Below are 24,626 nucleotides of genomic sequence, written 5' to 3'. Positions count from 1 at the left end.
TGGCCTTCCGATGAAGGCCGCAGGCTCTACCTTATCGCCTGCTGTTCTTGGAATTTTCAGGGTTCTATATACTGTTCAGTTTTCAATGTCCGTCGCTGTTACGTTTGAGCTGTAACTTTTATAGGTTACTACTTTCTTGCCCGCTTGTCAACAGCTTTTTGAAATTTTATCTGTCGCTCTCGCGACAGCTCATATAGGTTATCATACCTGTCAGGGTATGTCAACCACTTTTTTTCACTTTCTTTTTGGAATCTCTCATCGTCAGACGGATCATCCAGAAAAACCAGGAAAAAAAGAACGGAGAAAGCGGGATTTGAACCCGCGCGCCGGTTTCCCGACCTACACCCTTAGCAGGGGCGCCTCTTCGGCCTCTTGAGTATTTCTCCGCAGTAAGAATAATTTCTATTCAACTGATGCAAAGGCACCACTGCCAAAGCACAATAATTATATTAAATCATCGCCCGCATGTCAAGAAAATTCCGAAGGAAAATTTTCTTGACAGCGGAAGTAACCGCCCGGAATCCCGGGCTCTGGTAGCGCCGTGCGCATGTTCAGATCTCCCTGTACTGGCTTACCGCCGTCTCATAGAGATTATTTCCCTCAGCATCGATCACAACGATCGCTGGGAAGTTTTCTACCTGAAGCCTGCGGACAGCCTCTGTCCCCAGATCCGCGTATGCGATAATCTCCTGGGATTTGATACAGCGGGAAAGAAGTGCCCCGGCGCCGCCGATCGCCGCGAAATAGACCGCGCCGTTCCGGACAATCGCCTCACGGACTTCCTCGCTCCGCATTCCCTTCCCGATCATTCCCGCAAGTCCGCGGTCAAGAAGGTCAGGCGTATACTTATCCATGCGGGTTGCTGTTGTCGGTCCGGCGGAGCCGATCACCCGGCCCTCCCTCGCCGGCGTGGGACCGAGATAATAGATGATGTTTCCCTTAAGCGCAAAGGGAAGTTCCTGCCCCCTGGCGATGGCCTCGGCCATTCTCTTGTGTGCGGCATCCCTGGCGGTATAGATCGTTCCCGTAATGCGCACAAAATCCCCGGCATGAAGCCCGCGGACTGTCTCCTTGTCCAGAGGTGCCTTGATCTTGATATCCATAAAAACAACCCTCCTCTCAGATTGTCCTCCTGGTATGACGGTTCACATGGCAGCAGATATTGACTGCCAGCGGGAGGCCTGCGATATGTGTCGGATAGGTCTCAATATTGATGCCGAGGCAGGTCACCCTGCCGCCAAGTCCGGCGGGGCCGATGCCGAGCTGATTGATCTTTTCCAGCATTTCCCGCTTCAAATCCCTTACCCAGCTGACCTCCGGCTCCTCGTCGAGATCCCGCGTCAGCGCATGTTTCGCCATTTCGGCGCATTTCTCGAAATCGCCGCCGATGCCTACGCCGACAATCATCGGCGGGCAGGCATTCGGGCCGGCGTCCCTCACCGCGGCCAGGATCGCTTTCCGGACGCCATCCAGTCCATCTGCCGGTTTCAGCATAAAGATCCGGCTGGTGTTCTCACTGCCAAAGCCCTTCGGCGCGACGGTGATCTCCACCTGGTCACCGGGAACAATCTCACAATGGATCACCGCGGGCGTATTATCCCGCGTATTCATCCGGATAATCGGATCCCCTACCACCGACTTGCGGAGATACCCATCCCGATACCCCTCGCGAACACCCTCGTTGACCGCATCATAGAGATCTCCTCCGGTAAAATGCACATCCTGGCCGATGTTCAGAAAAATCACCGCCATGCCGGTATCCTGGCAAATGGGGATCATGTCCCTGCCGGCAATCCCGAGATTTTCCTCCAGCGTCCCGAGGATCTGCTTTCCGAGGGGAGACTCTTCCTTTTTCTCCCCGTCGTCCAAAGCGTTCTTCACATCCCGGCCGAGAAAATGATTCGCCTCGATGCACATTTCCCGGATATTCCTCGTGATCTCTGAAACCGCAATTTCTCTCATAGCGTTTCCTTTCCCTCCGTCAGAAGGATAGACTCCTTCCATCCGCATGCCATATTCTCGAAGAAAGGGCGCAGCAGGCATACCTGATGCGCCCTGAAAGCAAGCTGCCGTTTATCGGGTCTTCCACGGCACATGCTGGACAGTTCCTGTTTAATTCTTGTCGAAGTCATCCCCGCCGTCCCCATCATCGGAGTCCGACAAGTCCCCATTTTCCTCCTCATCGTCCGAAATGTCATCCGAACCGTTATTTTCACCGCCGTCCGCATCGACAGCCATATCTTCAAGAGAGGAATCGTTGCCGCTCTCACGGACCTTGGCGATCCCGGCAACCACAACACCGGAGGATGTATCCACATTCATCAGCCGTACGCCGGAAGTGTTCCGCCCGATGACGGAGATCTCGCTGACCGGCATCTGGATAATCACGCCCTCATTCGTGATCAGCATGATCTCACGGCTGTCGTCGACCAGCTTCATGCCGATCAGGCAGCCGGTCTTCTCCACGATGCGATAGCAGAGTACACCCTTGCCGCCGCGGTTCTGTGCTTTGAACTCATTCAGCATGGTTCTCTTCCCGTAGCCATACTCAGACACGACCAGGATGCTGTCGCCCTGGGAGGAAATCTGCATACCGACCACTTCATCGTCCGGATTCAGCCGCATGCCGATCACTCCCATGGAAACGCGGCCGGTCACGCGGACGTCCGCCTCATGGAAGCGGATACACATGCCGTTCTTTGTCGCCATGAGAATATCCTGCTGGTCATTGGTCGCCTTCACCTCGATCAGTTCATCATTTTCCCTGAGGACAATAGCCTGGAGACCATTCTTGCGCACGTTCTCATACTCGCTCACCGGCGTTCTCTTGACCATGCCGAGGCGGGTCGCCATGAAGAGATACTTCTCGTCTGTCAGCTGCTCGGCGGAGACGATCGCGGTCACCTTCTCTCCCTTGGAGAGCGGGATCAGGTTGATCACCGCGGTGCCGCGGGCGGTACGTCCTGCCTCGGGAATCTCATAGGCTTTGATCTTATACACCTTGCCGAGGTTGGTAAAGAACATCAGATTATGCAGGTTCGTCGTCATCAGCAGGTCATCAATATAATCGCCGTCGATGGTGGACATGCCGCGGATTCCCTTGCCGCCCCGGTTCTGGCTCTTGAAATTATCCGAGGTCGTTCTCTTGATGTAGCCGAGATGCGTCATCGTGATGACCACATCGTCGTCCGGAATCATATCCTCATCCTCGATATCCGTCACATCGGCACCGATGCGTGTGCGGCGGTCATCGCCGTACTTATCGCGCACCTCAAGAATCTCCTTCCGGATCACCCCAAGAAGAAGGTTTTTATCCCCGAGTATTGCCTTGAGTTCTGTAATTTTTTTCTCCAATTCCTGATATTCAGCCAGAAGCTTGTCGCGCTCCAAGCCGGTCAGCGTGCGGAGACGCATGTCCACAATCGCCTGCGCCTGGACATCGCTGAATCCAAAGGCTGACATCAGCTCCGCCTTCGCGGCGGCGACATTTTCCGAAGATCGGATGATCCGGATCACCTCATCGATCACATCCAGCGCCTTCAGGAGGCCTTCCAGGATATGCGCGCGTTCCTGCGCCTTGTTGAGGTCATATTGCGTACGGCGGGTAACCACATCCTCCTGGTGCTGAAGATAGAATTCGAGCATCTGAAGCAGATTCAGTACCCGCGGCTGATTATCCACAAGGGCCAGCATGATCACCCCGTAGGTATCCTGCATCTGGGTATGGCGGAGCAGCTGGTTCAGCACCACGTTGGCATTGACATCACGGCGCAGCTCGATATGGATCCGCATGCCCTCGCGGTTCGACTCGTCATGAAGGAGCGTGATGCCATCGATTCTTTTCTCCTTGACCAGGGAAGCGATCTTCTCAATCAGGCGCGCCTTGTTGACCAGATAGGGAAGTTCCGTGATGAGGATACGGGTTTTTCCATTCGGCAGCGTCTCCATGGAATACTCTGCCCGGACCCTGAGCTTGCCGCGTCCCGTGCGGTAAGCCTCCTCGATCCCCCTCCGGCCGATAATCGTGGCACCGGTCGGGAAATCCGGCCCCTTGACAATCTGCATCACCTCATCAATGGTGGTATCCCGCATTTCCTCCACCCGGTTGTCGATGATCTTCACGATCGCGTCAATGACCTCGCGGAGATTGTGCGGCGGGATATTTGTCGCCATGCCAACGGCAATACCGGTCGCACCGTTGACCAGGAGATTCGGAAAACGGGCGGGAAGAACCGTCGGCTCCTTCTCCGTATCATCAAAGTTCGGCATGAAATCCACAGTGTCCTTGCCGATATCGGCGAGAAGCTCCATGGAAATTCTGGACAGCCTGGCTTCCGTATAACGCATGGCAGCCGCGCCATCGCCGTCGACGGAACCGAAGTTCCCGTGGCCGTCCACCAACGGATAGCGCTCGTTCCACTTCTGCGCCATATAGACCAGGGCACCGTAGATCGAACTGTCCCCGTGCGGGTGATATTTTCCCATGGTATCGCCGACGATACGCGCAGATTTTCTGTGAGGCTTATCCGGCCCGTTGTTCAGCTCGATCATTGAGTACAGGACGCGTCTCTGCACCGGCTTCAGGCCGTCCCTGACGTCCGGCAGCGCCCTGGATGCAATTACACTCATGGCGTAATCGATGTAGGAAGTTTCCATGGTCTTTTTCAGGTCAACTTCCTGCACTTTATCGGTTTTATTAGGCTCCATGATGTCCTCCACTAACGTATTTGCACAGCATCCTCAACCGCCTCTCCCGGCCCCGGGAAAGGCGGCATCGGTCAGATATCCAGATTCTGCACGTATTTCGCGTTCTGTTCAATAAATTCCCGCCTGGGCTCAACCTGGTCGCCCATCAGGGTGGCGAAGGTCAGGTCAATCTCGGAAATATCCTCGACATCCATCTGCACCCGGAGCAGGATCCGCCGTTCCGGATCCATCGTGGTCTCCCAGAGCTGCTCGGCATCCATCTCGCCGAGGCCCTTATACCGCTGGATCTTGTTGTTATTGTCGCGTCCGATCTCCGTGAGAATCTTATTCAGCTCATCATCGCTGTAGGCGTACCAGATTTTCTTGTTCTTCTCCACCTTGTACAGCGGCGGCTGGGCAAGATACACATGGCCCTCCCGGATGAGATCCGGCATGAAGCGGTAGATAAATGTCAACAGCAGCGTCGCGATATGGGCGCCGTCCACATCCGCATCGGTCATGATAATGATCTTGTCATAGCGGAGCTTGGAAATGTCAAAGTCGTCATGAATCCCCGTGCCGAACGCGGTGATCATGGCGCGGATCTCGGCATTTTCATACACGTGGTCAAGCCTTGCCTTCTCGACATTCAGGATCTTTCCTCGGAGCGGGAGGATCGCCTGGGTTTTCTTATCCCTGGCATCCTTCGCGGAACCGCCGGCGGAATCTCCCTCGACCAGGTAAATCTCGCAGTTCTTCGGATCCTTGTCCGTGCAGTCCGCGAGCTTTCCCGGGAGCGACATACCGTCAAGGGCAGACTTCCGCCGGGTCATTTCCCTGGCCTTCCTTGCGGCTTCCCTGGCGCGGCTCGAGAGGATCGACTTGTCGCAGATGATCTTCGCGACATCCGGATTCTGCTCCAGGAAGTAGGTCAGCTGCTCCGTGACGATGGATTCCACCGCCGACTTCGCCACGCTGCTGCCGAGCTTCGCCTTGGTCTGGCCCTCAAACTGCGGATCCTCGATCTTGATGCTGACGATCGCCGTCATCCCCTCGCGGATATCCTCTCCGGTCAGCGGCGGATCATTTTCCTTGATCAGCTTGCTCTGGCGGGCGTAATCGTTGAACACCTTGGTCAGCGCGCTCTTGAAGCCGGAGAGATGCGTACCGCCCTCCGGGGTATTGATGTTATTGACAAAGGTGTAAATATTCTCGGAATAGGAATCATTGTGCTGGAGCGCAACCTCGACCATCACCTTGTCCTTGATCCCCTCACAGTAGATGATGGGCTCATAGAGGGGCTGCACGCTCCGGTTCAGATACTGGACAAATTCGCGGATACCGCCCTCGTAGTGGAAAATGGCCTCCTTCTTCTCCTCCCGGTCATCATGAAGGACGATCTTGAGGTTCTTCGTGAGGAAGGCCGTCTCCCGGAGGCGGGTCTTCAGAACATCGAAATCATAGACCGTCGTCTCCTGGAAAATTTCCGGATCCGGCTTAAATGTCACCTTTGTCCCATGCTCATCCGGACCACAGGTGCCGATCTCGCGAACCGGATACATGGTCTTGCCCCGCTCATACCGCTGCTGGTAGCATTTTCCCTCCCTGCGGATCTCCACCTCGAGCCACTCGGACAGGGCGTTGACGACCGAAGCGCCAACACCGTGGAGGCCGCCGGAAACCTTATATCCGCCACCGCCGAATTTACCCCCGGCATGCAGGATCGTGAAAACAACCTCCAGGGCCGGGAGACCTGCCTTTTTCTGGATATCCACCGGGATCCCGCGCCCGTTATCGATGACAGTAATGGAATTGTCCGGGTTGATGGTCACGTGAATCTCGGTGCAGAAACCTGCCAGCGCCTCATCGACGGAATTATCCACGATCTCATAGACAAGGTGGTGCAGACCTTTCGAGGACGTGCTGCCGATATACATGCCGGGACGCCTCCGCACAGCTTCGAGACCTTCCAGGATCTGAATTTGATCCGCGTTATATTCCGAACTCATCTGTCAGGTTCCTCCTTTTTTCCCGCCAGGACAGCTGTTCCCGCCGCTACCCTGAACATTCTGTCGATATGAAAAGCATGGCTGATAAAATCATCAAGCCCGGTGCAGGTAATCAATGTCTGCGTTCCCCGGAGAATTCCCAGGAGATTTTCCTGCCGGCCCGCGTCGAGCTCTGAGAGCACATCATCCAGGAGAAGAATCGGACTGTCTTTCGTCTTCCGGCGGACGATTTCAATCTCCGCGAGCTTAAGGGAAAGGGCCGCGGTCCGCTGCTGGCCCTGGGAGCCGAACCTCCGGAGATTGATCCCGTCGACGGAGAATCCGATATCATCCCGATGCGGGCCGGAGAGCGTCGTCCGCTGCCGTTTCTCCTCCTCAAGGTTCCGGACAAGGCAGCCGGCGAATTCATCCTCCTCCGTGTCCGGCTCATAGCTGAGCACAAGGTTTTCCCGACCGCCGGTCAGCCCCGCGTGGATGTCCCCGAGGATTCCGTTGAGCTCACGGACAAATTCCCGGCGGCTCCGGATGATGGCGCTGCCGAACCGGACCAGCTGGCTGTCCCAGGCATCCAGCGTATCCAGAAGCTCCGGGCTGAAGGAAATTTCCTTCAGCAGCTGGTTTCTCTGCTGGAGAACCCGGTTGTACTGAATCAGGCTGTGGACGTAGACCGGATCCAGCTGGCAGAGCTCCATGTTCACAAAGCGCCGCCGGTCGGCCGGCCCGTTTTTGACGATGCCCAGATCTTCCGGGGAGAAGACCACCACATTCACGAGGCCGAACAGCTCACTGATCTTCCGGATCGGGACGCCGTTCACCGCGATCCCCCGGGATTTTCCCTTCCGGAGATGCATGTCGATCCGGCCGGGCACACCGCCCTTCCGGATCATCATGCGCAGATGAGCCTCCTCCGCGCCGAAGCGGATCATCTCCCGGTCCCGGCTTCCCCTGTGGGATCTTGAAGTCGCGCAGAGGCAGATGCCCTCCAGGATATTTGTCTTTCCCTGGGCGTTATCGCCAAAAAAGACATTGGTTCCCGGATCAAAATCCAGATGCAGGGATGCATAATTCCGGAAATCCTTAAAATCCAACGATTCTATGATCATTACTTTTCGATCTTCAACGCCTGTTTCCCGTCCAGCACCGCCTCATCACCGGCGTAAAGCTTTCTCCCCCGGCGCAGGTCCGTCTCCCCGTTTACCGTCACCCGGCCGTCCTGAACAGCAAACTTCGCCTCGACGCCGGACTCCACAAAACCTGCCGCCTTGAGTGCCTGGCCGAGCCGGATGAAATCTTCTCCCTCGCGAAGCTTCACAATCGTCATCGCCGCCTGTCCTTTCTGAAAACCAAAGGAACGCTTTGGTGTCTCCGTTTGAAATGGGAACATTTCATTTTGAAACGCTTTGATAATAAATTGTCATATTGATCAGATCCGTCAATAATCCTCCGGCCCGAAGTTCACCGGCAGGATCAGGTAAATATAACTGTCCGCGTCATCCCGGAGAAAACAGGGGGACTTGGAGTTTAAGAGATAGATCGTGACCTCCTCATCATCGATATTCCGCAGCGCGTCGATGAAAAAGGTTGGATTAAAGCCGATGGTCAGGTCATCGCCGTTTTTCTCGATGCCGATCTCCGTATTCATCTGCCCGTAAGTAGAATTGAGGCGGATCTGCATCTCGCCGTCAGAAATCTTAAATACAACAGGCTTTTTGTCGCTCTCATGAATCAGGATTGTCGCTTTGTCAATCTCATTCAGGAACATCTGGCGGTTGACCTTCACCCTGGTCTGATAATCATGGGGAAGCATCTGGGCAACATTAAAATATTCCCCGTCGATCAGCCGGGTGACCACTACCGTCCGGTTAAATTCGAACATCGCGTGGTTCTCATCGAAAAAGATCAGCACCTCCGACTCGGCGTCATCCCCCAGGATGCGGGAAATTTCCTGAAGGCTTTTTCCCGGAAGAATGGCGGAAATATCTTTGTAGGAATCGCGCAGTGCCACTTTCCGGAGAGCGATCCGGTGGCCGTCGAGGGCGCAGAGCATCAGCTGATTTTCATGAACCGTCAGGTATTCGCCGGTCATCAGCGGATTGGAATCATTTGGCGACAGCGCAAAAATTGTCTGGCGGATGATCTCTTTCAGGCGGAACTCGGAGATCGCGACATAGAGATCGCGCTCAATATGGGGAACATAGGTATATTCCTCGGCGTCCCGCCCCTGGATACGGAATTTTGAAGGCCCGCTCTGAATGACGGTGACCAGCTTTTCGTCGGAAGTAATGACGATGTCTTCTCCGCCGGAAAGCTTACGGATAATCTCGGAAAATAGCTTGGCTTCCAGGCAGATTCTTCCGTGTTCGACAATCTCGCCGTCCGCCACGGTCTCAATACCCAGGTCGGTATTGTTTCCGGTCAGGTGAATGTCCGAACCGGAGGCGTCAATTAAAATGCACTGCAGAATACTCATGGTCGTGCGGACAGGTACCGCTTTTGCCACGGTGTTGATGGCGGCGAGAAGATTTTCCTGCTTAAAGATCAGCTTCAATGTTGAAAACTCCTTTCGGTCGCGATGGGGAGCGGGAGGAGAGAAAGAAGAAAAGAATTTCCGCCGTCAAAGCCGTAGGGGCTGTGAATTTGTGGAAATGGCCGGAAGGCCGCATAAATATTCATTTTCTTCTCCCGAAAACCTGTGGATAACCGCCCGGAAAACTCCCAGCGGGGATGGCGGTTTTCCACAGGGCCTCAAGGCGAAAATTTCCGGCTCAAATTTATACACATCCCGTCCGCCGGAATCCACCGGGATTTCACACAGGGCGTGTGAATAACGGGGGATCGCGAAAAAATCCGGCTTTTTTCTGTGGATAATGTGCATAAAGTGTGGATAACCGGTTACTGTGTGTTAATTTTTTTGATCAGGACATCAATCGTATTTCTCAGCGTCTCATCCTTCTCGATATCGGAGGAGATTTTTTCCTCGCCGTGCATGATCGTGGAGTGGTCGCGGCCGCCGAGATAATCCCCGATGGCTTTGAGCGGCGTGTTGGTCAGCTTCCGGCAGAGGTACATGCAGATCTGCCGCGGCACGGTGATTTCGCGTGATCTCTTCTGGGAAATGATATCCTCCGGGGATACGTTGCAGTGCTCGGCAACGACCTGGACGATCAGTTCCGGGGTGACGATCTTCTTTTCGTTCGGAGAAATCAGATCCTTCAGCACTTCCTCGGCGAGCTCCAGCGTGATCTCCTGGTTGCTCAGCCTGCCCAGGGCGACTACCTTGGTCAGCGCGCCCTCGAGCTCCCGGATATTGGATTTCACGTTTGTCGCGATATATTTGATCACCTCATTATCAATGTTGATGCCCTCAAGCTCCTCCTTTTTCCGGAGAATGGCCATCCTGGTCTCATAGTCCGGCAGCGTGATATCCACGGTGAGCCCCTGCTCAAACCGTGATCTCAGTCGTTCCTCCAGCGTCTCAAATTCCTTCGGCGGTTTATCGGAGGAGATGACGATCTGCTTTTTTGCCTCATAGAGGGCGTTGAAGGTGTGGAAAAATTCCTCCTGGGTGCTTTCCTTGCCGATGATAAACTGGATATCGTCGATCAGGAGCACATCGTTGTTCCGGTATTTCTCCCGGAATTCCGTGGTGGAAATGTTGTTTTTATTCCGGATGGCATCGATCAGCTCGTTGGTAAATGCCTCACTGGTCACATAGAGAACCTTCGCGGCGGAGTTATTCTTCAGGATAAAGTGGCCGATGGAGTGCATGAGGTGTGTTTTCCCGAGACCAACGCCTCCGTAGATAAACAGAGGGTTGTACATGGTTCCCGGCGATTCCGCCACTGCCACCGCTGCGGCGTGGGCAAAATTGTTGTTCTTGCCGACGACGAACGTCTCAAACGTGTAGCGGGGATTCAGCCTCGCCTCCGCGACCCGGGCATCCAGGCTCTTTTCCTTTCCGGGAGCTTTTGAGGTCTTTTTGAGATTCTTCGCTTCCTCCTCGGAAAGAAATTCCAGATCGCAGGTCAGACCCGTGATGTCCTCAATGCCGATCTGGATGAAAATGCTGTATTTTTTCTTTATATAATTAAGGAACATGCTGTCCGGCCCGACGATGGTCAGCTTGTTTTTCTCCATCGCGAAAGGCTGGATCTTGGTCAGCCACGTGTTGTAGGAAATATCACTGAGTTCGTGATCCTCCTTTACATGGAGCATGATTTCCTGCCATTTGTCCTTAATCCTTGAAAAATTATCCTGCTTGTCCTGCATAACGTCTCCCCTGTAAATGCCTGTGCACATTTACCCATGCTAAGGGCTATTTTATCGTATCCGGAGCGGATTTTCAACCGGTAATCACCGAGTTATCCACAATTCATCCACTTTAATGTGGATAAACTGATTTTCCGGTGGAAAACCCTTCTAATCCCGGAAATTCACCTCCCGAATATGATCCTCTAAGGATTCTCCCCCGCAGGTGATTACTGTTCAATCCCCGCATCCCGCGAAGCAAAGCCGTGGGGGTTTCTCCCGGCATGGGCTGAACAGGTACAAATTTTTCCGATTAGACATTGACGAAAATATCCGCCGTCGCTATAATTGTAGAGATGTTTATTCCGCTGATCAGCGGCGTCCCGCGAAAGATCGCGGGCGCATTTGCCCGATAGGAAAGATTCATGCGGAAACACCGGCAGGAGCCGGCAGTCCGACAGACGAGGAGGTGTTTTACTGATGAAAATGACATTTCAGCCGAAGAAGAGACAGAGATCCAAGGTTCACGGCTTCAGAGCAAGAATGAAGACCGCAGGCGGCAGAAAGGTTCTTGCGGCGAGAAGAGCCAAGGGAAGAGCAAAATTAACCGTCTGAAGAAGACACAAAAGGCCGCAATGCTTATCTTTGCGGCCTTTATTTTTTAGGAGGGAAAACCTGATGAAACGATTCCCTTCAATCAGAAAGAACGGCGAGTTCAGGAAAGTATATGCGAGGGGAAAGTCCTATGCCAACCGGCTTCTGGTCATGTATATCCTTCCCAATGAACTCGGAGAGACACGGATCGGCATATCCGTGAGCAAAAAGATCGGGAACAGCGTGACTCGGCATCATCTTGTACGCCTGGTCAGGGAAGCGTTCCGGCTGAACCGGGACCGGATTCAGGAAGGAATAGACATCATTATTGTCGCGAGGGCGGCGGCAAGGGATTCAGATTATCATCAGATTGAGAGTGCATTCATGCACCTGTGCGGACTTCACAGAATCGCCGTGAATCAGAAGCCTGGAGATCAGGGATAATACTGGAGGTCAAGAAATGGGAAAGAAAATCATCATCCTGCTGATTCGGGGATATCAGCTGTACATATCCCCGCTGTCCGGACCTCACTGCAGATATACGCCGACCTGCTCCCAGTACGCGCTGGAAGCGGTGAAAAAATACGGCATCATAAAGGGTGGTTTTCTTGCGTGCAGGCGGATTCTTCGATGCCATCCGTTTGCCAGAGGCGGTTATGATCCTGTTCCGTAACATCAGGAGGTATTCCATTGAACATTTTTGCAGCAGCAAGCTCATTTTCCATTCTGCGGCCGATCGCCATGCTTTTCGGCCAGGTGATGGATTTTCTGTTCCGCTGTACGAGCCATTTCGGCATCTATTCGCTCGGAATCAGCATCATCCTGTTTACCATTATCACAAAGCTGATTCTGTTCCCGCTGACCGTCAAGCAGCAGGAATCCTCGAAAATGATGTCGCTCATGAATCCCGAGATTCAGGCGATTCAGAAAAAATACAAGAATAAAACCGATCAGGCGTCCATGATGCGCCAGCAGGAGGAAATCAAGGCTGTCTATGCAAAGTACGGGTCGAGCCCGACAGCGGGCTGCCTTCCGCTGATCATCCAGCTGCCGATTATCTTTGCCCTGTACCGCGTTGTCTATGATATTCCTGCCTATGTTCCCTCTGTCCGCGGATATTTCCAGACGGTTGCGGAGCCGCTGATGGCCCAGTCAGATTTCGCGTCAAAGATCGGTGACCTGGTCGGGACAGTGAAGATCAGTAATTTTGATGCCTCCAGCGCGGATAGTGTTGTGGCTTTTCTTTACAAACTGACCGCGGGCGGATGGGATACGCTGAAAGGGCTTTTTCCGGCTGTTTTCTCCACGGACACCGTCAACAGCGCGGTGTCAACTATCGCCCAGATGAATACCTTCCTGGGTATCAACCTGGCTTCCGCGCCCTGGCAGGGATTTACCCATATCAATTTGGCATGGCTTCTGCCGATCCTTGCCGGGCTTACGCAGTACCTTTCCACCAAGCTGATGAGCAGCAGCCAGCCGGTGGATCCGGATCAGCCGGGTGCGCAGATGATGAACCAGATGACCATCACGATGCCGCTGATTTCCGTATTTTTCTGCTTTACCCTTCCCTGCGCTATCGGCATTTACTGGGTAATGCAGGGCTTTGTCACGCTGATCCAGCAGATCATCGTGAATAAGCATATGGAGAAGATCGATGTCAACAAGCTGATCGAGAAGAATGTTGCTAAGATGAACCGGAAGCGCGCCAAGCAGGGACTTCCGCCCGCAAAGATTTCCGACAATGCGAACGGCAGCATGAAAATCATCCGCGACAAACAGAATGCCGAGATCAAGGAGGAGCAGGAACACAGCCTGCGCCAGGCAGCTACAAAGAAGATTGTCAAGGATTCCACGGAATACTATAATGATGATCCCAAGCCGGGAAGCCTCGCCTCGAAGGCCAATATGGTCAAAAAGTATAATGAGAGGCACAACGAGAAATAATACAGGGGGAGAGGTATGGACGTGATTACCGTTACCGCCAGAACCGTCGATGAGGCGGTGAACAAGGCGCTGATCGAGCTTGAGGTGACAAGCGATAAGCTTGATTATGAGGTTCTGGAAAAGGGGAGCACAGGATTTCTCGGCATCGGCGCAAAGCCGGCCGTGATCCGCGCGAGAAGAAAAGAGGGCTCTGAGGATATCATGAAGGAATTTTCTTCGATCCCGGAGTCAGTTTCGGGGGAAGCGCTCCGGGAAGAATTCCATGAGGAAGATGCGGAGAACCATGCCGCGCCGGAAATTGGAGAGCCCGGAAGCACAGAAGCTGCTGATGGGAAAGCTGCCGCTGCAGCGGCGGCAGCCGATGCGCCAGGCGCTGCTGATGTTTCCGGTGTTTCTATTGCAGCGGAGGCTGTTGATGTTTCAGGCGCTGCCGGTACTGCCGGTGCCTCTGCTGCGTCAGACGCTGGTGACGTGTCAGTCGAGACTGCTAAGTCCGGTGCTTCTGCTGCGGGGAGGGCTGTTGATGTTTCGGACGCTGCCGATGCGTCAGCCGTAGATATGTCAGGCGCCGCGGATGCTGTGGATGCTGCCGGTTCCGCAGTTCCAGCCCCGAAGAAGAAGCCGTCCCCGATTGCGAACCCGGAAGAAGTATGCCAGAAAGCGGAGAAATTTCTGCAGGACGTATTCCGGGCAGTGAATCTTGATGTCACGGTGGAAACTTCCGTTAACCAGGAGGATCGGGAGATCTGCGTCAACCTGTCCGGTGATGATATGGGGATCCTGATCGGCAAACACGGGCAGACACTGGATTCCCTCCAGTACCTTCTGAGCCTTGTGATCAACCGTGGCACCGGCGAATACATTCGCGTGCGTCTGGATACGGAAAATTATCGGGAGAGAAGAAAAGAGACTCTGGAAACACTCGCGAGAAATATTGCCTATAAGGTAAAGAAAACCCATATCCCGGTCGCACTCGAGCCGATGAATCCCTATGAGAGGCGGATTATTCATTCTGCCCTGCAGAGTGACCGGTATGTGATGACCAGAAGCGAGGGGGACGAACCATACCGTCACGTGATCATTTTCCTGAAAAAAAATAAGGATGAGGAACTTGCGCCGGTTTCCGAAGCGCGCCTGTCCAGAAGCCGCCGCGGAAGAAATGCCGGAGGCGGCCGTGGAAGAAACGGGCGCAGGGACGGCGGCAGTGCGGATGGCCTCCGTTTCCGTGACGGCGGTGAGAGAACCGGAAACCGCGGGAACCTTGGGCGCGGCCGGGCTGACGGCAGCCGTGACGACATGAGAGGCGGAAGAAGGGGAGGCCGCCGGTATGACCGCGGAAGTGCGGAATACCATGAGGAGAATTCTCAGGAGACATTTGCGGATGACCGCCCGGATTCCGAAACCATGCCTGTGGTCAGGCGGGCTTCGGAGGTCAGGAAGCCTGAGCCGTCGGCGGTGCCGAAGTGGAGAAAAGACTCGGAAAAATACGGCAACTCCATCAGCGTAGAGCCGAAAAATACGGAAGAATGATGAGATGAGACAAAAATGTTCAGGACGGCAGCCACCGCTCTTGGACATTTTTGTCTGTTTGCGGGGAAATTGTCTGTTCACGGAATTCGCCCGTTTGCGGGAAGTTTATCCGTTTGCGGGGAATTCATCCGTTTGCGGGGAGTTCATCTGTTTGCGGGGAATTGGTCCGTTTATGGAAATTTGTCCGGAAAGCGGAGATTTGTCCGGAAAGCGGAAAAGCCGTATTCCGGAATTGTACAAAGCAGAAAAGCCGCATCCCGGAGGTGACAGCTCTGCCAGGGAAAGAAAGGAGACGGGAGATGCTGAGAAATGAGACGATTGCGGCCATCGCGACAGCGATGACCAATGCCGGGATCAGTGTGATCCGGGTGAGCGGTCCTGATGCTTTTGCTGTGACAGACCGGATCTTCCGGTCTCCGAAAAAGGATTTCCGTCTCTCTGACCAGAAGGGATATACAGCCCATTACGGGCACATCGTGGATGGGGATGAGTTCGTTGACGAGGTACTGGTTCTGGTCATGCGTGCACCTCACAGCTACACCACGGAGGATACGGCGGAGATCAGCTGCCATGGAGGGATGCTGGTCACCCGGCGGATCCTTGAACTTGTGCTCAAGCATGGCGCACGGCTTGCCGAGCCGGGGGAATTTACCAAGAGAGCCTTTCTCGGGGGGAGGATCGATATCGCCGAGGCGGAAGCGGTCATGGATCTTATTGAGTCTAAAAATGACCTGGCGTTAAAGAATTCCGTCCGCCAGCTCAGCGGAGAATTGTCTAAGAAAGTGAAAAAATGGCGTGACACTATAATATTTAACACCGCGTTTTTGGAGTCCGCCATCGACGATCCGGAACATTATTCCCTGGACGGTTACCGGGATAAGCTGAAAAGTACACTCATCCCCCTGGATCAGGAGCTGAAAAGAGCGGAGGATTCCTTCTCCGAAGGGCGGGTCATCCGCGATGGGATCAACACAGTTATTCTCGGAAAGCCCAATGTGGGCAAATCCTCCCTGATGAATGTGCTTGTGGGTTCAGACCGGGCGATTGTTACGGATATTGCCGGAACTACCCGCGATACACTCGAAGAGCAGATCCGCCTTCGGGGAATCAGCCTGAACATCATCGATACGGCGGGAATCCACAATACCGATAATCCTGTTGAACAAATCGGTGTGGATAGAGCACGGAGGGTTGTGGATGAAGCCGACCTCATCCTCTATATTCTCGACGCTTCCCGTCCGTTTGATGAAAATGACCGGGAAATCCTGAATTTAATTCGCGGACGCCGGGCCATCGTCCTCTTAAATAAAACTGACCTCCCGGCGGTGATTTCTCCTGCGGAGGCGGAGCAATTCTCCGGGCAGGAGGTTCTCCCCATCTCCGCAAGAGAGCAGCAGGGTATCCATGCTCTGGAAAATCAAATCGAGACAATGTTCCTCAACGGCGCTGTCGGGGAGGACGATGAGATTCTTCTCACCAATGTCCGCCACAGGGAGGCGGTGGCCGAGGCGAGAAACAGCATTGAGATGGTGCTGCAGAGTATACGGGACGGCGTACCGGAAGATTTTTACACCATTGACCTCATGAACGCCTATGAATCTCTGGGGCGCATCATCGGTGAGTCCCTGGGTGACGATTTGGCTGATGAAATTTTCAGCAGATTCTGCATGGGGAAATAAGCCGGCTGGAGAAGATGGGGAAGAAATGTCATAGATGGGGATATAATTCCCATGGATGTGGGCAGGATATCGGGACAGAATTTACGGGGCACCGGCACTTTTTTGCGGAATTAACCGGCATTTGCCCGGAAAATCCGGACAGAAAGCGGGAATGGAAATATGCCAAATGTAGAAGAAACTTATGATATCGCCGTTGTCGGCGCAGGACATGCGGGTTGTGAGGCAGCACTTGCTGCCGCGCGGATGGGATTCAATACGATCATTTTTACTGTAAGTGTAGACAGCATCGCGCTCATGCCATGCAACCCCAACGTCGGAGGAAGTTCCAAGGGACACCTTGTCCGGGAGCTGGATGCCCTGGGCGGAGAGATGGGGAAGAACATCGACAAAACATTTATCCAGTCAAAGATGTTAAATACTTCCAAGGGTCCGGCGGTCCACTCACTGCGGGCACAGGCTGACAAGCGGGCTTACAGCCAGTCGATGCGGGAAAACCTGGAAAACACGCCTAACCTTCATATCCGCCAGGCAGAAGTCAGCGAGCTGATTGTAGAAAATCATGAACTTAAGGGCGTGAAGACATTCTCTGGCGCTGTCTACCACTGCCGGGCGGCTGTGCTCTGTACAGGAACCTATCTTCGCGCGAGGTGCATTTTCGGGGATTGCTCAAACCCCACAGGGCCGAATGGCCTCCAGGCGGCAGTGCATCTCACGGCTTCGCTGAACGCCAATGGAATTGTCACACGCCGTTTCAAGACTGGAACCCCGGCCAGAATCGACGGAAGAACCATCGATTATTCCAAGATGACCCCTCAACCTGGGGATCGCACGGTTACTCCATTTTCATTTTCCACTGACCCGGCTTCCGTTCAGAAGGAACAGGTGAATTGTTACCTGACCTATACTAATGAGGAGACCCATCGAATCATCCGGGAAAATATCGGCAGGTCTCCACTCTATTCCGGGGTCATCAAGGCGACCGGGCCGAGATACTGCCCGTCGATCGAGGATAAAGTGATGAAATTCCCGGAGCACAACAGGCATCAGGTCTTTATTGAGCCGGAGGGCAGTTATACCCATGAGATGTATATCGACGGGATGTCGAGCTCAATGCCTGAGGATGTTCAGTATGCGATGTACCGGACGATTCCGGGACTGGAACACGCGAAGATTGTGCGAAATGCCTACGCGATTGAGTATGACTGCATCAGTGCCAACCAGCTGAAGCTTTCCCTCGAATTTAAGAGGATCAGCGGGCTATTCGCCGGCGGACAGTTTAATGGAAGCTCCGGATATGAGGAAGCAGCAGCCCAGGGCTTTATCGCCGGGGTCAATGCCGCCAGAAAGCTTCAGAAGAAGGAACCGATCATCTTAGACCGCTCTCAGGCTTACATTGGCGTCCTCATCGATGACCTGGTGACGAAAGATAATCTCGAACCATATCGAATGATGACCTCCCGGGCGGAGTACCGGCTTCTTCTCCGGCAGGACAATGCAGATCTCCGGCTCTGTGCAATCGGACATGAGATCGGATTGGTTTCCGATGAACACTATCAGATGGTAGAAGAGGAAAAGAAAGAAATCCGCGAGGAAATATACAGGCTGTCCCGGGTAAAAGTCGGGGCAAATTCTCGGATCTCAGATTTCCTCATCCGGCACGGGAGCAGGCCGCTCGGAACAGGCGAGAGCCTTGCCGGCCTGATCCGCCGCCCCGAGCTCTCCTACGAGGCAATCGCCGAAATTGATCCGGATCGTCCGGAGCTCTCACCTGCGGTCATCGAACAGATCAATATCAATATCAAATATGAGGGCTATATCCGGAGAGAGGAGAGGCAGATCCTTCAATTCCGCAAAATGGAATCCCGCCGGCTTGGATCAGATATCGATTATACAAAGATCAGCAGTCTGCGGATTGAAGCCGCCCAGAAGCTGAATCAGTTCAAACCGGAGAGTGTTGGCCAGGCATCGCGCATTGCCGGAGTTTCCCCCGCAGATATCTCTGTTCTCCTGGTTTTTTTGGAGCAGAGACATTATCCCTTTGATCGTGTTGATCAGAAGACGGAGCCATAATGGAAAAGACAGAATTTATTGATGAACTGGTCCGTGAGGCAGATCATATCGGGATCGACCTTCGCGGAGACAAAAGCGAGCAGTTTTACCGGTATTATGAGATGCTCATTGAGACAAGCCGTGTCATGAACCTGACCGCGATCACAGAGCCCCGCGATGTCATTACAAAGCATTTTCTGGACAGCCTGACCCTGGTCATGGTCCTGCCGGAGATTTCCCGGAATCAGGAGACAGCTGGTCAGAAGGAGGATATCTCAGGAGGGCCTGAATCTTTAAAACGCACTGCTGGCCAGAGCCTTACGATCGCGGATCTCGGCACCGGCGCGGGATTTCCCGGGATCCCCCTGAAAATCGCATTTCCGGAACTTACGGTCACCCTGATGGATTCCCTTGGCAAGCGGGTTCGTTTTCTTGATGAGGTTATCCGCGAGCTCGAATTAAAGAACATCACTGCAATCCACGGACGTGCGGAGGATATTGGACGAAATCCGGATTATCGGGAGAAATATGACCTCTGTGTCTCCCGGGCGGTTGCCAATATGTCGGTTCTCGCGGAATATTGCCTCCCCCTGGTTAAGGTTGGCGGGCTTTTCATCGCTTACAAATCTGAACAGGCAGAGGATGAGATCGTCCATGCTTCCGCGGCTATCCCCCGCCTCGGCGGAAAAGTCCGGAAGATCAAAAACTTTCGGCTTCCCAACGGGAATAACCGCAATCTTGCGGTGATCGCAAAGGTTAAAAATACCCCGCGAAAATATCCGAGAAAGGCGGGGACACCGTCGAGAGAGCCAATTGCGTGAAGGCGCGAAGGGGAGAGAGAGTGAGGAATAAGCCTGTCAGGGCGTCATAGTGAATTCCATTCGTTGATGTTTCACGTGAAACATTGGAAAAGCGCAGAGTACTCTGTAAGCGATCGTTGATGCATGATTTGATTCTAATTTTGAACATTCTGGATCATGTGCTTAACAGGAAGTGCAAATAAAGTCTTCTGCTGTGCATGTGGACAGACATAAGGTTAGGCTTTCCTGCATGAACTATAAAATCAGCATTTTGCATAACCCGCAATGTTTCACGTGAAACATTGCGGGTTGAATTTTGGATGATTATTATCTGGTTAGTAAAAAATGCGTATGGTATACTAAGGTTAAATCTTTTGTAGGATAAGTCAGGAGGAGACTATGGGCAGGATCATAGCTATTGCAAATCAGAAAGGTGGCGTGGGTAAGACGACAACAGCGATCAATTTGTCTGCCTGTCTGGCGGAAGCCGGCCAGAGAGTTCTTGCGATTGATATGGATCCTCAAGGAAATCTGACAAGCGGGTTCGGATTGGAAAAGGGAAATATCGATAACACTGTCTATGAGCTTATAATGGGGGATTGCACTTTTGATGAGTGTGTCCAAAAACAGGCAGTTGAGAATCTGGATGTCCTGCCCTCAGACGCGGATCTTGCAGGCGCGGAGATCGAGCTGATTGATGTTGAACAGAAGGAAAAACAGCTGAAAAAATGTCTGGAGCCAGTATCTGGACAATATGACTTTATTGTTATCGATTGTCCTCCTTCGATCAGCCTGCTTACACTGAATTCTATGACAGCGGCTGATTCGGTGATTATCCCGATTCAATGCGAGTATTATGCACTCGAGGGATTGACACAGATTTTAAAGACGGTAAGCCTCGTTCAGAAGCAGATGAATCCTTCTTTGAAAATCGAGGGAATCGTTTTCACTATGTATGATTCGCGGACAAATCTCTCCGCTGAAGTTGTGGTAAATGTCCGTGAAAATTTAAAGGAAAAGATTTACAAAACGCAGATTCCGAGAAATGTCCGCTTGGCTGAGGCACCAAGCTATGGAATGCCGATCACGCTTTATGATAGCCGCTCAAGCGGAGCGGAGAGTTATCGGATGCTGGCGGCAGAAGTTATGGAAAGCTGAGAGAGGATCAGAGAATGTCAAAAAGAAACAGGCTGGGAAAAGGTCTTGGGGCTCTGTTTACGGAATCGGGAGAGGCGAGTGAAATCAAAGGGGCGACAGCTCAGGATAACCTTTCGGATGCAGGGCGCGCGGAGGCAGAAAGAACCGCCGAGGGAACAGTAGCGGAAGCGAACAGAACCGCTGAGGGAACAGCAGCGGAAGCGAACAGAACCGCTGAGGAATTAGCAGGGGAAGCAGAAAGAAGCGCCGAGGGAACAGCAGCGAAACCGGGAAGAACCGCTGCGGAGTCTACGGTGGAAGTATTCAGAAGTGCAGGGGAATCAACTCAGGAGAGTGAAGAAACATCTGTCGGCGGGCATACAGAAAAGTCAGTTGTAGAGCCGAACAAAGAGACCACGCAGCATATCCCGGAAGCATCGGCAGAGGAGACTTTCGAGCTGTCAAACGGAAAGCAAAAGACTAAGTCCACGAGCCAGGAAGAGGAAGCTGAAAATCAGCCAGGGATGGCTGATTCCAGAAGTCAAGGCCGGACATCAGAAGGCAGGACACCAGGAAGAAAATTCCGGTCAAAAAAGAGCGAACCGGAAGATGGAAGGGTCTATGTCAGTGTTGCCCTTATCGATGCTTCGGGGGATCAGCCGCGGCAGGAATTTGACGCGGAGGAGCTTGCGCAGCTGGCAGAATCCATAAAGAATTATGGCATTCTTCAACCGCTGCTTGTCACAAAAAAGGATGAGCGTTATGAGATAATCGCCGGAGAGAGGCGATTCCGCGCCGCAAAAATGGTTGGTCTTCAGAAAATCCCGGTGGTCATCGGTGAGTATTCCAAGCAGGAATCCATGGAGGTTCAGCTGATTGAGAATATCCAGCGCTCGGACCTCAATCCGATAGAAGAAGCTAAGGCGTATCAGAAATTGATCCAGGAATTTGGCCTCAAGCAGGAAGAACTGGCTAAGCGGGTTTCTAAGAATCGTGTCACTATCGCAAATAGTATGCGGCTGCTCCGACTGGATGAACAGGTTCAGGAAATGTTGGCCGAGGGAAATCTGAGTGCAGGTCATGCAAGAGCGCTCCTTGCTGTTAAGGATCAGGAAAAACAGCGGGATCTTGCGGAAAAAATAGTATCCAATGACTTGAGCGTTCGGCAGATCGAAAAAATTGTCAAGAAAATGGCTGAGGAAGAAGAACATCCGGCGGAGGAAGAAAAGAATCCGGAGGAGGAGAAAATCGCTATTTTCTACCAAGATCTTGCGGATCATCTGAAGCAGGTAATGGGAACAAAGGTTCAGATCCGCCGGAAGGATGAAAATCGGGGAAAAATTGAAATCGAATATTATTCTCCGGAAGAACTGGAGCGAATCACCGAACTTCTTCAGTCGATTCACAGTGATCCTGGGCAGTAAACGGAATTTATGGCCGGTGATGATCGAAAAGAAGCGAAATCATCATCCGGACTGAAATATTGATATATTTCAAGAAAAAGCGGACGGAGAACAAGAATGGAGAACAGTATCCTGAATGCATTTCCCGTTGATCCGGGAATTCTTATCCTGGTTCTGCTGGCACTCACGATAATTATGATAATAACGACACTGATCTGTGCCGCGCAGTACCGTAAATTATATCGGAGATATGACCTTTTTATGAGAGGAAAAGACGCAGAGACCATGGAGGATATCCTCATGGATCTTGTGGATGAGGTTGATGACCTCAAGGGTCAGGAGGAGAGCAATGCCGGTATTTTTGAAGAGTCGATGAAACACATGAAGACAAGCTACCAGAAAACCGGTATTGTCAAGTACAATGCGTTCAAAGGCATGGGAGGAAACCTGAGCTTTGCCCTGGCCATGCTGGATCAGAATAACAGCGGATTTATTCTCAACTGTGTTCATAGCACGGAAGGCAGCTATATCTATCTCCGGACTGTGGATGAGGGAAAGACAGAAGTGGTTCTTGGAAGCGAAGAACAGCAGGCTCTGGAACAGGCTTTAGGATATATCGGAAAGCCGGGACGGAGCCGTATGAGAGCTTCAAAAGAAACGGAGAAAAATGCATAAATATATCAGCTCTATTGGTTTCTCGAAGATCAGCAGCGAAGTCCAGATGAAGGAACTTCTGGAAAAACTTGCCGCGGATGCGGACAGCACGCGCTTTGTCCAATTGGACAGGGAGACGACGCTCTGTGAGAAAAAGACGATCGTCTCTGAAGATGTCGGCATGGCTATGTATGGAGAAATAGACGATAGAGACCATTTCACGGTGGATTATTACTATCCGTATGCGGAAAGCCATGTAATTTCCTCTAAGGAATATTGTTCGGTTCAGCGCCATGCGGAGAAGGAAACATATGCCGGCATGATTGATGAGTATCGCGTTGGCATTTCCCTGATCTTTTATCTTCTGAATCCGCTGGAATATCGCGCGCTTTACGACCGGGAGGGCAATAATCTCAACATTACTTCCGTGTGCCTGTCTGCCCTGGCACTGGAAGGAACAATTCTTCTTCCGGTGCTCAAGACAGAAAGTCAGAAGGAGAAAGCCCGTGTTACCGAGGCGGAGCGGAATTCCCTTCTTCGCGCAGCGCAGGAAGGCGATGAGCAGGCTATCGAATCCCTGACCCTTGATGAATTTACGATGTACAACAAGGTGAATCGACGTGTCTCCCAGGAAGATGTCTACTCTATTGTGGACAGCACATTTATGCCCAGCGGACTTGAGAGCGACCAGTATCAGATGATCGGGGAGATTCATAACGCAAAGCTGATGAAAAACAGGATAACCGGCGAGGATCTTTGGGATATTCAGGTTATCTGCAACGAGATACCGTTCCGGGTTGTTGTTAACGACGCGGACTTGCTTGGTGAGCCGGAGCCCGGAAGACGATTTAAGGGAAGAATCTGGGTACAGGGGATTACAAATTTCTCCTGAGGCTTGCTTTATTCGGAAATAAAACGTATAATAAACCTCGGCCGGAAATATTCCGGGCCGTGTCTCTGTAGCTCAGCTGGATAGAGCGTCCGCCTCCTAAGCGGAAGGTCGTGTGTTCGAATCACATCAGGGACATTACCCGTAAAAGCGTGGAAGAATTCATTTGAAATTCTCCCATGCTTTTTTATTTCATCTAATTAATTCGGGGTTCGATTAGAGGACTGCTAATAAAACAGGCCATTTTTCTAACGGGCAAAATCAGGCTGAAGCAGCCGTCCTGCTAAAAATGGCGTAAGGTTCTCAGATTACCGGTGTATACTTGTGTTTTTCTGTTGAAAATGCATTGATTCCGCCGGAAAGGATCGGAAAATAAAGATAGGCAGCTTATGTTCTGCAGGCGGATTTCTAATCGCGTTAGATGAGACCCGCAGGAAAAATTAGATTTCTAATAACGAACGCCTGAATTAGATCAGGCAACAGAATATCGATATCTTACATAGCCCCGCAGTGCCAAAAATCACTGCGGGGCTTTTGTCGTCTCCGGGATAGCCCGGAACGGGACAAATACATGGAGGGTATCAAGGTGAGAAACAAAACAAGACGAAAGACAATCGTGATCGAATAGAGTACAATAATGTTCGCAAAAACTGAATAGGCGATGGAAAAGCCATCGAGGCTCATGTAGAATGATTTGCGACGAAACAAACAACTACAAAGGAGAACTCTCGATTGCTCAGAAACAGAGTAACACAAATCTTTCCACTTTACTATTCAGTTTTATGAATCAGTCCGATCCTATGCTCAGCATGTTGGAATGGCTCTGTGAACAGATGATGGAGGCCGAGGTTTCCATGAAGTTGAGCGCTGACAAGAACGAACGCGCTGACGGAAGATCCGGCTATCGTTCCGGTTACCGTCCCAGACGTCTGGATACCCGCCTTGGAACGATTTATCTTATGGTTCCCAAAGTCCGTCAGGGCGGCTATATTCCATTCTTC

22 protein-coding genes and 2 tRNA genes are annotated in these 24,626 nt (G+C 52.4%); 14 read left to right on the top strand and 10 right to left on the bottom strand.

Going from position 1 to position 24,626, the window contains the following annotated elements:
- Positions 1 to 298: 298 nt before the first annotated feature.
- The 10 genes from ISF27_RS12630 to dnaA all read right to left on the bottom strand — a co-directional run bounded on the left by ISF27_RS12630 (position 299) and on the right by dnaA (position 10,964).
- A tRNA-Ser gene (locus ISF27_RS12630) sits at positions 299 to 386 on the bottom strand.
- A 165-nt stretch (positions 387 to 551) separates the two neighbouring features.
- Positions 552 to 1,103, bottom strand: coding sequence for a Fe-S-containing hydro-lyase (locus ISF27_RS12625; RefSeq protein ID WP_194611840.1), 552 nt, complete (start codon positions 1,101 to 1,103; stop codon positions 552 to 554).
- A gap of 16 nt (positions 1,104 to 1,119) precedes the next feature.
- The gene (locus ISF27_RS12620) at positions 1,120 to 1,962 is read right to left on the bottom strand and encodes a fumarate hydratase (protein ID WP_194611839.1); all 843 of its coding nucleotides are present in this window, start codon (positions 1,960 to 1,962) and stop codon (positions 1,120 to 1,122) included.
- A 150-nt stretch (positions 1,963 to 2,112) separates the two neighbouring features.
- Positions 2,113 to 4,707: a DNA gyrase subunit A gene (gene gyrA / locus ISF27_RS12615; protein ID WP_194611838.1), complete on the bottom strand. Its 2,595-nt coding sequence runs from the start codon at positions 4,705 to 4,707 to the stop codon at positions 2,113 to 2,115.
- Positions 4,708 to 4,778: 71 nt separating this feature from the next.
- Positions 4,779 to 6,695, bottom strand: a complete 1,917-nt coding sequence (gyrB, locus tag ISF27_RS12610; protein ID WP_194611837.1) for a DNA topoisomerase (ATP-hydrolyzing) subunit B — start codon at positions 6,693 to 6,695, stop codon at positions 4,779 to 4,781.
- A complete protein-coding gene (recF, locus tag ISF27_RS12605; RefSeq protein ID WP_194611836.1) occupies positions 6,692 to 7,798 on the bottom strand; it encodes a DNA replication/repair protein RecF in 1,107 nt (368 codons plus the stop codon). Before recF ends, gyrB begins: the two co-directional genes overlap by 4 nt.
- Positions 7,798 to 8,016, bottom strand: a complete 219-nt coding sequence (locus ISF27_RS12600; protein ID WP_194611835.1) for an RNA-binding S4 domain-containing protein — start codon at positions 8,014 to 8,016, stop codon at positions 7,798 to 7,800. Before ISF27_RS12600 ends, recF begins: the two co-directional genes overlap by 1 nt.
- A 111-nt stretch (positions 8,017 to 8,127) precedes the next feature.
- Complete coding sequence (gene dnaN / locus ISF27_RS12595; RefSeq protein WP_194611834.1) at positions 8,128 to 9,243, bottom strand: DNA polymerase III subunit beta; 1,116 nt, start codon at positions 9,241 to 9,243, stop codon at positions 8,128 to 8,130.
- Complete coding sequence (locus ISF27_RS12590; protein ID WP_194611833.1) at positions 9,240 to 9,434, bottom strand: hypothetical protein; 195 nt, start codon at positions 9,432 to 9,434, stop codon at positions 9,240 to 9,242. Before ISF27_RS12590 ends, dnaN begins: the two co-directional genes overlap by 4 nt.
- Before the next feature lie 153 nt (positions 9,435 to 9,587).
- Positions 9,588 to 10,964, bottom strand: a complete 1,377-nt coding sequence (gene dnaA / locus ISF27_RS12585) for a chromosomal replication initiator protein DnaA (protein WP_194611832.1) — start codon at positions 10,962 to 10,964, stop codon at positions 9,588 to 9,590.
- 459 nt (positions 10,965 to 11,423) lie between these two features.
- On the opposite strand from dnaA, the gene rpmH reads away from it, so the two are divergent.
- The 14 genes from rpmH to ISF27_RS12510 form a co-directional block, all read left to right on the top strand.
- A complete protein-coding gene (rpmH, locus tag ISF27_RS12580) occupies positions 11,424 to 11,558 on the top strand; it encodes a 50S ribosomal protein L34 (protein ID WP_194611831.1) in 135 nt (44 codons plus the stop codon).
- Positions 11,559 to 11,621: 63 nt separating this feature from the next.
- Positions 11,622 to 11,981, top strand: a complete 360-nt coding sequence (gene rnpA / locus ISF27_RS12575; protein ID WP_194611830.1) for a ribonuclease P protein component — start codon at positions 11,622 to 11,624, stop codon at positions 11,979 to 11,981.
- Positions 11,982 to 11,997: 16 nt separating this feature from the next.
- Positions 11,998 to 12,210: a membrane protein insertion efficiency factor YidD gene (yidD, locus tag ISF27_RS12570; protein WP_194611829.1), complete on the top strand. Its 213-nt coding sequence runs from the start codon at positions 11,998 to 12,000 to the stop codon at positions 12,208 to 12,210.
- Between the two features lie 17 nt (positions 12,211 to 12,227).
- Positions 12,228 to 13,484, top strand: a complete 1,257-nt coding sequence (locus ISF27_RS12565; protein ID WP_407926095.1) for a YidC/Oxa1 family membrane protein insertase — start codon at positions 12,228 to 12,230, stop codon at positions 13,482 to 13,484.
- A 15-nt stretch (positions 13,485 to 13,499) separates the two neighbouring features.
- The gene (gene jag, locus ISF27_RS13565; RefSeq protein ID WP_407926094.1) at positions 13,500 to 15,014 is read left to right on the top strand and encodes an RNA-binding cell elongation regulator Jag/EloR; all 1,515 of its coding nucleotides are present in this window, start codon (positions 13,500 to 13,502) and stop codon (positions 15,012 to 15,014) included.
- Between the two features lie 299 nt (positions 15,015 to 15,313).
- Positions 15,314 to 16,693 (top strand): tRNA uridine-5-carboxymethylaminomethyl(34) synthesis GTPase MnmE, encoded by a 1,380-nt coding sequence (gene mnmE, locus ISF27_RS12550; RefSeq protein WP_407926093.1) that lies wholly within the window; start codon positions 15,314 to 15,316, stop codon positions 16,691 to 16,693.
- A gap of 159 nt (positions 16,694 to 16,852) precedes the next feature.
- A complete protein-coding gene (gene mnmG / locus ISF27_RS12545) occupies positions 16,853 to 18,763 on the top strand; it encodes a tRNA uridine-5-carboxymethylaminomethyl(34) synthesis enzyme MnmG (RefSeq protein ID WP_194611828.1) in 1,911 nt (636 codons plus the stop codon).
- Positions 18,763 to 19,563: a 16S rRNA (guanine(527)-N(7))-methyltransferase RsmG gene (rsmG, locus tag ISF27_RS12540; RefSeq protein ID WP_194611827.1), complete on the top strand. Its 801-nt coding sequence runs from the start codon at positions 18,763 to 18,765 to the stop codon at positions 19,561 to 19,563. Before mnmG ends, rsmG begins: the two co-directional genes overlap by 1 nt.
- Positions 19,564 to 19,941: 378 nt before the next feature.
- On the top strand, positions 19,942 to 20,700 hold the full coding sequence (locus tag ISF27_RS12535) for a ParA family protein (protein WP_194611826.1): 759 nt from the start codon (positions 19,942 to 19,944) through the stop codon (positions 20,698 to 20,700).
- Between the two features lie 14 nt (positions 20,701 to 20,714).
- The gene (locus ISF27_RS13560; RefSeq protein WP_328701627.1) at positions 20,715 to 22,103 is read left to right on the top strand and encodes a ParB/RepB/Spo0J family partition protein; all 1,389 of its coding nucleotides are present in this window, start codon (positions 20,715 to 20,717) and stop codon (positions 22,101 to 22,103) included.
- Positions 22,104 to 22,199: 96 nt separating this feature from the next.
- Complete coding sequence (locus ISF27_RS12525) at positions 22,200 to 22,757, top strand: DUF4446 family protein (protein ID WP_194611824.1); 558 nt, start codon at positions 22,200 to 22,202, stop codon at positions 22,755 to 22,757.
- A complete protein-coding gene (locus ISF27_RS12520; protein WP_194611823.1) occupies positions 22,750 to 23,628 on the top strand; it encodes a DUF3881 family protein in 879 nt (292 codons plus the stop codon). Before ISF27_RS12525 ends, ISF27_RS12520 begins: the two co-directional genes overlap by 8 nt.
- A gap of 61 nt (positions 23,629 to 23,689) precedes the next feature.
- Positions 23,690 to 23,763, top strand: a tRNA-Arg gene (locus tag ISF27_RS12515).
- 644 nt (positions 23,764 to 24,407) lie between these two features.
- Positions 24,408 to 24,626: transposase (locus ISF27_RS12510; protein WP_235986410.1), on the top strand; the 219-nt coding region annotated here is incomplete at its 3' end.

The sequence above is a fragment of the Clostridium vitabionis genome, assembly GCF_015351765.1.
Taxonomy (GTDB): Bacteria; Bacillota; Clostridia; order Lachnospirales; family Lachnospiraceae; genus Clostridium_R; species Clostridium_R vitabionis.
Note: the sequence above shows the minus strand (reverse complement) of the source record. Positions and strands in the feature narration are given on the sequence as shown.

What these genes read in the sequence shown, in the direction of transcription:
- gyrB (WP_194611837.1), bottom strand. Translation starts at nt 6,695, where the DNA reads ATGAGTTCGGAATATAACGCGGATCAAATTCAGATCCTGGAAGGTCTC.
- rpmH (WP_194611831.1), top strand. Translation starts at nt 11,424, where the DNA reads ATGAAAATGACATTTCAGCCGAAGAAGAGACAGAGATCCAAGGTTCAC.
- mnmE (WP_407926093.1), top strand. Translation starts at nt 15,314, where the DNA reads ATGCTGAGAAATGAGACGATTGCGGCCATCGCGACAGCGATGACCAAT.
- ISF27_RS12620 (WP_194611839.1), bottom strand. Translation starts at nt 1,962, where the DNA reads ATGAGAGAAATTGCGGTTTCAGAGATCACGAGGAATATCCGGGAAATG.
- ISF27_RS12535 (WP_194611826.1), top strand. Translation starts at nt 19,942, where the DNA reads ATGGGCAGGATCATAGCTATTGCAAATCAGAAAGGTGGCGTGGGTAAG.
- ISF27_RS12520 (WP_194611823.1), top strand. Translation starts at nt 22,750, where the DNA reads ATGCATAAATATATCAGCTCTATTGGTTTCTCGAAGATCAGCAGCGAA.
- ISF27_RS12625 (WP_194611840.1), bottom strand. Translation starts at nt 1,103, where the DNA reads ATGGATATCAAGATCAAGGCACCTCTGGACAAGGAGACAGTCCGCGGG.
- ISF27_RS12600 (WP_194611835.1), bottom strand. Translation starts at nt 8,016, where the DNA reads ATGACGATTGTGAAGCTTCGCGAGGGAGAAGATTTCATCCGGCTCGGC.
- ISF27_RS12525 (WP_194611824.1), top strand. Translation starts at nt 22,200, where the DNA reads ATGGAGAACAGTATCCTGAATGCATTTCCCGTTGATCCGGGAATTCTT.
- recF (WP_194611836.1), bottom strand. Translation starts at nt 7,798, where the DNA reads ATGATCATAGAATCGTTGGATTTTAAGGATTTCCGGAATTATGCATCC.
- jag (WP_407926094.1), top strand. Translation starts at nt 13,500, where the DNA reads ATGGACGTGATTACCGTTACCGCCAGAACCGTCGATGAGGCGGTGAAC.
- ISF27_RS13560 (WP_328701627.1), top strand. Translation starts at nt 20,715, where the DNA reads ATGTCAAAAAGAAACAGGCTGGGAAAAGGTCTTGGGGCTCTGTTTACG.
- rsmG (WP_194611827.1), top strand. Translation starts at nt 18,763, where the DNA reads ATGGAAAAGACAGAATTTATTGATGAACTGGTCCGTGAGGCAGATCAT.
- yidD (WP_194611829.1), top strand. Translation starts at nt 11,998, where the DNA reads ATGGGAAAGAAAATCATCATCCTGCTGATTCGGGGATATCAGCTGTAC.
- gyrA (WP_194611838.1), bottom strand. Translation starts at nt 4,707, where the DNA reads ATGGAGCCTAATAAAACCGATAAAGTGCAGGAAGTTGACCTGAAAAAG.
- dnaA (WP_194611832.1), bottom strand. Translation starts at nt 10,964, where the DNA reads ATGCAGGACAAGCAGGATAATTTTTCAAGGATTAAGGACAAATGGCAG.
- rnpA (WP_194611830.1), top strand. Translation starts at nt 11,622, where the DNA reads ATGAAACGATTCCCTTCAATCAGAAAGAACGGCGAGTTCAGGAAAGTA.
- mnmG (WP_194611828.1), top strand. Translation starts at nt 16,853, where the DNA reads ATGCCAAATGTAGAAGAAACTTATGATATCGCCGTTGTCGGCGCAGGA.